The 6,957-nt window shown below is 66.1% G+C and carries 8 protein-coding genes; 5 read left to right on the plus strand and 3 right to left on the minus strand.

Translation table 11 applies throughout. The features are described from left to right. The 5 genes from V7Q39_RS18125 to V7Q39_RS18145 form a co-directional block, all read left to right on the plus strand. Positions 1–899: ABC transporter permease subunit (locus V7Q39_RS18125; protein WP_333818010.1), on the plus strand; the 899-nt coding region annotated here is incomplete at its 5' end. Beyond that, positions 899–2,008: an ABC transporter permease gene (locus V7Q39_RS18130; RefSeq protein ID WP_333818011.1), complete on the plus strand. Its 1,110-nt coding sequence runs from the start codon at positions 899–901 to the stop codon at positions 2,006–2,008. The genes V7Q39_RS18125 and V7Q39_RS18130, both read left to right, overlap by 1 nt. A gap of 10 nt (positions 2,009–2,018) precedes the next feature. Continuing rightward, positions 2,019–3,602 carry an ABC transporter ATP-binding protein gene (locus V7Q39_RS18135; protein ID WP_333818012.1) on the plus strand — a complete coding sequence of 528 codons (1,584 nt, stop codon included), beginning with the start codon at positions 2,019–2,021 and terminating at the stop codon, positions 3,600–3,602. Between the two features lies 1 nt (position 3,603). Further along, positions 3,604–4,827 carry a glycosyltransferase gene (locus V7Q39_RS18140; protein WP_333818013.1) on the plus strand — a complete coding sequence of 408 codons (1,224 nt, stop codon included), beginning with the start codon at positions 3,604–3,606 and terminating at the stop codon, positions 4,825–4,827. A 69-nt stretch (positions 4,828–4,896) separates the two neighbouring features. Then, positions 4,897–5,502, plus strand: a complete 606-nt coding sequence (locus tag V7Q39_RS18145) for a pyridoxamine 5'-phosphate oxidase family protein (RefSeq protein ID WP_333818014.1) — start codon at positions 4,897–4,899, stop codon at positions 5,500–5,502. A 147-nt stretch (positions 5,503–5,649) separates the two neighbouring features. On the opposite strand, the gene V7Q39_RS18150 is transcribed toward V7Q39_RS18145, so the two are convergent. From V7Q39_RS18150 to V7Q39_RS18160, 3 genes are all read right to left on the minus strand, one after another. Further along, positions 5,650–6,135, minus strand: a complete 486-nt coding sequence (locus tag V7Q39_RS18150; protein WP_333818015.1) for a hypothetical protein — start codon at positions 6,133–6,135, stop codon at positions 5,650–5,652. Continuing rightward, the gene (locus tag V7Q39_RS18155; RefSeq protein WP_333818016.1) at positions 6,132–6,446 is read right to left on the minus strand and encodes a DMT family transporter; all 315 of its coding nucleotides are present in this window, start codon (positions 6,444–6,446) and stop codon (positions 6,132–6,134) included. Before V7Q39_RS18155 ends, V7Q39_RS18150 begins: the two co-directional genes overlap by 4 nt. After that, on the minus strand, positions 6,443–6,957 hold a 515-nt coding region (locus V7Q39_RS18160), incomplete at its 5' end, for a carboxyl transferase domain-containing protein (protein ID WP_333818017.1). The genes V7Q39_RS18160 and V7Q39_RS18155, both read right to left, overlap by 4 nt.

Genomic DNA, 6,957 nt, shown 5'->3' on the forward strand with positions numbered 1-6,957 from the left:
AGGTGCAGTTCGGCTTTTCCCGCATCGTCTGCGACGAGGGCTTCACCGGCGAGCCTTCGCTGAAAGCCCCGGAATGCCACAAGGAAGCGATCCCGGCGCTGGAACGCTTCTTCATCATGATGGGCAAGTATCTGCGCTTCGATTTCGGCGAAAGCTACTTCCGCTCGATTTCCGTGGTGGACCTTGTGCTGGAAAAGATGCCGGTCTCGATCACCCTCGGCCTCTGGTCCACCCTGATCGCCTATCTGGTCTCGATCCCCTTGGGCATCCGCAAGGCCGTGCGCGACGGGTCCAGGTTCGACACCTGGACCTCCGGCATCATCATCGCCGCCTATGCGATCCCCGGGTTCCTGTTCGCGATCATGCTGATGGTCGTCCTCGCGGGCGGGTCCTACTTTCAGTGGTTCCCCCTGCGCGGGCTGACCAGCGACAACTGGTCCCAGCTTTCGCTCTGGGACAAGATCACCGACTACCTCTGGCACATCACGCTTCCGGTGACGGCGCAGCTGATCTCCTCCTTCGCGGTGCTGACATTGCTGACGAAGAACAGCTTCCTGGACGAGATCAAGAAGCAATATGTGATGACCGCCCGCGCCAAGGGCCTGTCCGAAAGCCGCGTCCTCTACGGCCATGTCTTCCGCAACGCGATGCTGATCGTCATCGCGGGCTTTCCGGGCCTGTTCCTCGCGGTGTTCTTCGGGTCGAGCATGATCATCGAGATGATCTTCTCGCTCGATGGCCTTGGATTGCTCAGCTACCGCTCTCTGGTCGAACGAGATTATCCGGTCATCTTCGGAACGCTTTTTGCCTTCGGTCTGATCAGCCTTGTCGTGGGCATCATCTCCGACCTGACCTATGTGCTGGTCGATCCGCGCATCGACTTCGAGAGCCGCGGCTGATGGCGCTCTCGTCGCTCAACCAGCGCCGCTGGCGCAACTTCAAGGCCAACCGCCGGGCCTACTGGTCGCTGTGGATTTTCCTTGTCCTCTACGGCCTGTCGCTCTGCGCAGAGCTTCTAGCCAATGATCGTCCCATCCTGGTGAAATACGAGGGCGACTTCTACACGCCGATCCTCAAGTTCTACCCCGAAACCGCCTTCGGAGGCGATCTGCGGACCGAAGCCGACTACACCACGCCCGAGGTGCAGTGCCTGATCGTCACCGCGGGCTCGCTGGACTGCTGGGACGATCCCGACGGCATCAAGGCCGAGGCCGAGGAAAAGGGCACGGCGGCAGGCAAACCCGTGGACCGTGGCTGGATCGTCTGGCCGCTGATTCCCTATTCCTTCAAGACCATCGTGAACACCGGGGGCATCGTGCCCGGCCCGCCCACCGCCCAGAACTGGCTTGGAACCGACGACACCTCACGCGATGTCCTTGCGCGTGTCATCTACGGCTTCCGTCTGTCGGTCACCTTCGCCCTTGTGGTCGTGGCGCTCACCACTGTCATCGGCGTCATTGCCGGGGCGGTGCAGGGCTATTTCGGCGGCCTGACCGACCTTCTGATGCAGCGCTTCATCGAAATCTGGGCGGCGGTCCCCGACCTTTACGTGATAATCATCCTCACCGCGATCCTGGGGAAAAGCGTCTGGCTGCTTCTGGTGCTCATGGTCGTGTTCGGCTGGATCAGTCGGGTGGGCGTGATCCGCGCCGAATTCCTGCGCGCGCGCAACTTCGAATATGTCCGCGCCGCCAAGGCGCTGGGCGTGTCCGACTGGCGGATCATGACGCGCCACCTTCTGCCGAACGCGATGGTGGCCACGCTGACGCTGCTGCCCTTCGCCATCACCGGCACCATCGGCGCGCTCGCCAGCCTCGACTACATCGGCTTCGGCCTGCCCGCCGACCAGCCGTCCCTCGGCGCATTGACCCGTCAGGCGCAGCAGAACCTGCAGGCCCCGCACCTCGCCTTCGTCGCCTTCTTCACCTTCGCGATCATGCTCTCGCTTCTGGTCTTCATCTTCGAGGGCGTCCGCGACGCCTTCGACCCGCGGAAGACCTTCAGATGAGGCAGGGCCGATGAGCGTTCTCCAGGTCGACAACCTCACCGTCACCTTCCGCCAGGACGGGCGGATCATCCCCGCGGTACGGGGTGTCAGCTTCGCCATCGACAAGGGCGAGACCGTGGCGCTTGTCGGCGAAAGCGGCTCGGGCAAGTCGGTCACGGCGCTGTCGACCGTCGGCCTTCTTTCCGACAATGCGCAGGTGTCGGGCTCCGTCACCTATCGCGGCGCCCAGATGGTGGGCGCTTCCGAACGCGACCTCCGCAAGGTCCGCGGCAACGACATCAGCTTCATCTTCCAGGAGCCGATGACCAGCCTGAACCCCCTCCACACCATCGAGAAACAGCTGGCCGAAAGCCTCGCCCTGCACCAGGGCCTGACCGGCGGCAAGGCGCGTGCCCGGATCATCGAACTCCTCGCCAAGGTCGGCATCCGCGACGCCGAAAGCCGCCTCGGCGCCTATCCGCACCAGCTGTCGGGTGGGCAGCGCCAGCGGGTGATGATCGCCATGGCCTTGGCCAACGGGCCGGAACTTCTGGTCGCCGACGAGCCGACCACCGCGCTGGACGTGACGATCCAGGCGCAGATCCTCGACCTCCTCGCCGATCTCAAGCGCACCGAGGGCCTCAGCCTTCTCTTCATCACCCATGATCTCGGCATCGTCCGCCGCATCGCCGACCGCGTCTGCGTCATGCAGGGCGGCGAGATCGTCGAACAGGGCCCCGCCGCGCAAATCTTCGCCGATCCGCGGCATCCCTATACCCGCAAGCTCCTCGCGGCCGAACAGAAGGGTGGCCCGCCGCCGATTCCCGCCGGGGCCGCAGAGGTCGTGCGCACCGAAAACCTCCGCGTCTGGTTCCCGATCCAGAAGGGTTTCCTGCGCAAGACCGTCGGCCATGTGAAGGCGGTGAACGACGCCACCCTCTCGGTCCGCGCCGGGGAAACGCTGGGCATCGTCGGCGAAAGCGGCTCGGGCAAGACCACGCTGGCGCTGGCGATCCTGCGGCTGATCGATTCGACCGGCAAGGTGGCCTTCCTGGGCGAGGACCTGCAGGACCGCAGCCGTTCCGCCATGCGCGGCCTCCGGCGTGAGATGCAGGTCGTCTTCCAGGACCCCTACGGCAGCCTTTCGCCCCGGATGACGGTGGAAGAGATCATCGCCGAGGGGCTGGGCGTCCATGGCGTCGATCCCGGCCACAACCGGACCGAGATGGTCGCGGGCATCATGCGCGAGGTCGGCCTCGACCCGGCCACCATGCAGCGCTACCCGCATGAATTTTCCGGCGGCCAGCGCCAGCGCATCGCCATCGCCCGCGCCATGATCCTGCGGCCGAAACTGGTGGTGCTGGACGAGCCGACCTCGGCGCTGGACATGACGGTGCAGGTCCAGATCGCCGACCTCCTGCGCGAGTTGCAGCGGAAATGGGGCCTCGCCTTCATCTTCATCAGCCACGACCTGCGGGTGATCCGCGCCATGGCGCACAAGGTCATGGTGATGCAGGCCGGCGATGTGGTGGAAACGGGCGATGTCGAGGCCGTGTTTACCAGGCCGCAATCCAACTATACCAAAGCTCTGATGGCCGCCGCCTTCGGAGCCTGAGGTGAAGCTTCTCTTCGTCCACCAGAACTTCCCCGGCCAGTTTCTGCATCTCGCGCCCGAGATGCAGCGGCGCGGCCATGACGTGCGGGCGATCACCGACGCGGCCAACAAGGCCAGCTCCGATGTGCCGCTTCTGCGCTACACCCATACCGCGCCCGAGGTCGACGCCAAGGCTACCCGCCTGGGGCGCAACTTCACCCTGATGAGCGACCGGGGCGTCAGCGTCGCGCGCTTTGCGCAGAAGCTGCGGGCCGAGGGCTATGTCCCCGACGTGATCTACGGCCATTCCGGCTGGGGCGAGACCCTGTTCCTCAAGGAGGTCTGGCCCGAGGCGAAGCTGCTTCTGTTCTGCGAATTCTACTATCGGGGCCACGGGGCGGACACCGGCTTCGATCCCGAATTCCAGGTTGCGGGCTTCGATCAGGTGATGATCGCCCAGTCCCGCGCCGCCTATATGGCGCAGGCGCTGGTCCATGCCGACAAGGGTGTCTGCCCGACCGAATGGCAGGCCAGCACCCACCCTCCGCTCCTGCGCCAGCAGATCGAGGTGATCTTCGACGGCGTCGACTGCGACCGTCTGACCCCGAACCCCGACGCGACCTTCCCCCTGCCGGATGGCCGCATCCTGCAGCGGGGCGACGAGGTCCTGACCTTCGTCAACCGCAACCTCGAACCCTATCGCGGCTACCACATCTTCATGCGCGCCCTGCCGGACGTGCTGGCGGCCCGGCCCGAGGCGCAGGTCGTGATCGTCGGCGGCGACGAAGTCAGCTATGGGGCGAAACCCCGGGACGGCACGTCCTGGAAAGAGGTGATCCTGGCCGAGGTGAGGGACCGGCTCGACCTCTCCCGCGTGCATTTCGTGGGCAAGCTGCCCTATGCCCGCCTGGTCGACCTGATCCACGTCTCCCGCGTCCATGCCTATCTGACCTATCCCTTCGTCCTCAGCTGGTCGATGGTCGAGACGCTGGCCGCCGGGACGCTGGTTGTGGGGTCCAACACCGCCCCGGTGGCCGAGGTGATCCAGGATGGGGTCAACGGGCGGCTGGTGGATTTCTTCGACGTGAAGGGCTGGTCGGCGGCACTGACCGATGCGCTCGCCCGGCCCGAGGCCCATGACGCGATGCGCGACACGGCCCGGCGCATGGTGCGCGACCGCTACGACCTCCGCTCGGTCTGCCTGCCCCGGCAGGTGGACCTGCTGACCCGGCTGGCGCGAAGCTGAAACGCTGACCGGCTTGCCAGCGGGGCGCGGTTCCTGTTCGACTGCGCCGCGCGGAAAAGGCGGATAATCATGACTTGGATCACCACTCTGGAAGACCTGCACGCCCATTACGGCCAGCCGGGCGAGGCTGCGACCAGCAAGGTCACGGCCCGCCTCACCCCGGCATATCGCGCCTGGGTGGACCGGTCCCGTTTCTGCGTCCTCTCGACGGTCGGCCCGGAAGGCACCGATGGCAGCCCGCGCGGCGACGAAGGGCCGGTGGCCAGGGTGCTCGACGCCCAGACGCTGGCGCTGCCCGACTGGCATGGCAACAACCGCATCGACTCGCTTCGCAACATCCTCCGCGATGGGCGGGTCAGCCTGATGTTCCTGATCCCCGGCGCGCTGAACGCGCTGCGCGTCAACGGGACCGCCCGCCTCACCGCCGATGCCGACCTGCGCGCGCGCTTTGCCCGCGACGGCAAGGAGCCACGCAGCGTGATCGTGATCCGCATCGCCGAGGTCTATTCCCAATGCGCCCGCGCCCTGATCCGCTCGGCGCTCTGGACCTCGGGCGATCAGTCGGCGGGCCTGCCCACGGTGGGCGACATGCTGCGCGAGATCACCGAAGGCCGGATCGACGGCCAGGCCTATGACGCGGACTGGCCCGGCCGGGCGGCGCAGACGATGTGGTGACCTAAAGGTCCGTCGATGACTTCGCCACATCCGAGGAGAAGACGAAGTCGCACGAGGAGGCGCGCCGAAAGGTTAAGAAATTCTGAATGCCCACAGGCAACGTATTGATATCATTGGGCGCGAAAAGCTGCCCGCGCGTGGGCAGCCTCAGCTCAGCGGGCAGTCCGCCACCTCAAGGTCCAGCGCCAGCGTCGAGGCCGGCCCATAGCCCACCCCCGACACGTTGATATAAAGCGCCCCCGTCTCGGCCCAGACCTCCGTGCCCTTCATCGTTGTCGCGGCCGGATCCACCGACACCTTCTGGAACAAGGCGCAGTCCGTCTCGAACCGCAGGACATAGCCGTTGAACTTCGCCTCGTAGAACCGCCCGATCCCCTGCGGATAGCTCAGCTCGATCCGCGTCGGCCCGATCTCCACCGCCACGGGCACCACGTCGAGCCCTCCGGTGAACCCCTCCGGCCCCAGCCCGAACTCGACCCCCTTGCCCACCACCACCGTCCGCCCCCGCGCGACCAGAAGCGGCACCTCCCGGTCGTTCCAGGTTTCCACCGAGAAGGTGACAAGCCGCCCGTCCAGCGTGCCCGCCTGAACCGGGGCCGCCAGCGCGACCGCCAAGGCAAGCCAGCGTATCATGCGAATTTCAGCGCCACGATCCCGGCAAGGATCAAGAGCACCCCCATGACCCGCATCAGGTTCACCGGCTCGTGGAACAGGAACACCGCCGCGACCGCCGTGCCGATGGCCCCGATCCCGACCCAGACCGCATAGGCCGTGCCAACCGGCAACGACTTCATGGCGACCGACAACAGCCAGAACGACCCCAGCGCCAGCACGATCGTCACCACCGACGGCCAGAGCTTCGTGAACCCGTCCGAATATTTCAGCCCCAGCGCCCAGCCGGTCTCCATCAGCCCGGCGATGGCGACGATTGCCCAGGGATTCATGCCGCCAGCCCTTTCGATCCCATGTCGAGGAACTTCTGCCGCCGGTCCTTGACCAGCGCATCGGGTTTCTTGCCCGACAGTTCGCCCAGCATCGCCTCGATGGCCTTGCCCACCGCCTCGACCGCCTCGCCGGGCGCCCGCTGCGCCCCGCCCAGAGGTTCCTTCACGATCCGGTCGATGATCCCCAGCTTCTGCAGATCCTGTGCCGTCAGCCGCAGCGCCTCGGCCGCCTCGCGCATCTTTTCCGCGTCCTTCCACAGGATGCTGGCGCAGCCTTCGGGCGAGATGACCGAATAGACCGAATGTTCCAGCATCGCGACCCGGTTCGCCGTGGCGAAAGCCACCGCGCCGCCCGAGCCGCCCTCGCCGATCACCACCGAGATCAGCGGCACGCGGATGGCCAGGCATTTCTCGGTCGATCGCGCGATGGCCTCGGCCTGCCCGCGCTCCTCGGCGCCCTTGCCGGGATAGGCCCCGGCGGTGTCGATCAGGGTGATCACCGGCAGGCGGA

Source organism: Tabrizicola sp., assembly GCF_036781545.1.
GTDB lineage: Bacteria > Pseudomonadota > Alphaproteobacteria > Rhodobacterales > Rhodobacteraceae > Tabrizicola.

Coding starts and splice junctions, on each gene's coding strand:
- V7Q39_RS18130 (WP_333818011.1), top strand. CDS start 899: ATGGCGCTCTCGTCGCTCAACCAGCGCCGCTGGCGCAACTTCAAGGCC.
- V7Q39_RS18135 (WP_333818012.1), top strand. CDS start 2,019: ATGAGCGTTCTCCAGGTCGACAACCTCACCGTCACCTTCCGCCAGGAC.
- V7Q39_RS18145 (WP_333818014.1), top strand. CDS start 4,897: ATGACTTGGATCACCACTCTGGAAGACCTGCACGCCCATTACGGCCAG.
- V7Q39_RS18150 (WP_333818015.1), bottom strand. CDS start 6,135: ATGATACGCTGGCTTGCCTTGGCGGTCGCGCTGGCGGCCCCGGTTCAG.
- V7Q39_RS18155 (WP_333818016.1), bottom strand. CDS start 6,446: ATGAATCCCTGGGCAATCGTCGCCATCGCCGGGCTGATGGAGACCGGC.